At 68.9% G+C, this 1,127-nt stretch carries 2 protein-coding genes; both read left to right on the top strand.

Annotated features, from left to right (window positions below; all coding sequences use genetic code 11):
- A partial coding sequence (locus tag AC1DU6_RS32235; protein WP_477862292.1) for a GH39 family glycosyl hydrolase occupies positions 1-664 on the top strand: 664 nt, incomplete at its 5' end.
- Between the two features lie 24 nt (positions 665-688).
- The coding region (locus tag AC1DU6_RS32240; protein ID WP_477862294.1) for a sugar-binding domain-containing protein at positions 689-1,127 on the top strand (439 nt) is incomplete at its 3' end.

Genomic DNA, 1,127 nt, shown 5'->3' on the forward strand with positions numbered 1-1,127 from the left:
GCAGAACGCCTACCGCAACGGCACCATGTATTCCAGCTACACGGCGGCCAGCTACAAGCGGATCTGGCAACTCGCCGACCGGCACCAGGTGAACCTGGAAGGCGCGCTGACCTGGGCCTTCACGTTTGAAGACCAGCCCTGGTTTGCGGGCTATCGCCAACTGGCGACGAACGGTGTCGACCTGCCGGTCCTCAACATCTTCCGCATGTTCGCCAAGCTGGGGCCGACGCAGTTGCGCGCCACCAGCGACGCCGAAGTGGCACTGGAGGACATCCTGGCGAACGGGGTCCGTGGCCGCCCGGATGTGGGCGTGCTGGCCACCCGCACACCCGACGGCAAGCTTGCGGTGATGACCTGGCACTATCACGACGACGACGATGCCAGCGGCCCGGATGCGGCGGTCAGCTTGAAGCTGGCGGGCCTGGGCGGGCAGGCCACGCGCACGGTGACGCAGTGGCGCGTCGACAAGGCCCACGCGAACGCATTCACGGCCTGGCAGGCGATGGGCGCGCCTCAGGCGCCGGACGCGAAGCAGTACGCCCAGCTGGAAGCCGCCTCGGTGATGGCGCCGGCCGCGCTGCCGGCGTTGGCGGTGGCCAATGGCAGTGCGACGCTGAGCTTCACGCTGCCACGGCAGGGTGTGACGCTGCTCGTCATCGAGTAGGCGCAAGTACACCCGGTGAACGTCATGCTTGCAGCACTGAAGTGGCTGGCCGGCCTGCTCGTCTGCGGCCTACTGGCGCCGCTGGCGCTGGCCGCGGACGCGCCGCGCACCGAGACGCTGATGCTGTCGGGCACCGGCCCGGATGACGCGCTGGACTGGGACTTCGTCATCGACGGCGGGCAGCGCGCGGGCGAGCAGGCACGCATCAAGGTGCCGTCCAACTGGCAACAGCAAGGCTTCGGCCACTACCAGTACGGCTACGACAAGGGCCCGCGGGCGGCGGACAAGGCGACCTACCGGCGCCGCTTCACGGTACCGGCCGAGTGGCAGGGCCGCACGGTGCGGGTGGTCTTCGATGCGGTGATGACGGACACCCTCGTCAAGGTCAACGGCAACGTCGCCGGGCCCGTCCACCAGGGCGGGTTCAACCGCTTCAGCCACGACATCACCCGCTGGCTCAAGC

It is taken from the genome of Roseateles sp. P5_B10 (assembly GCF_056400485.1).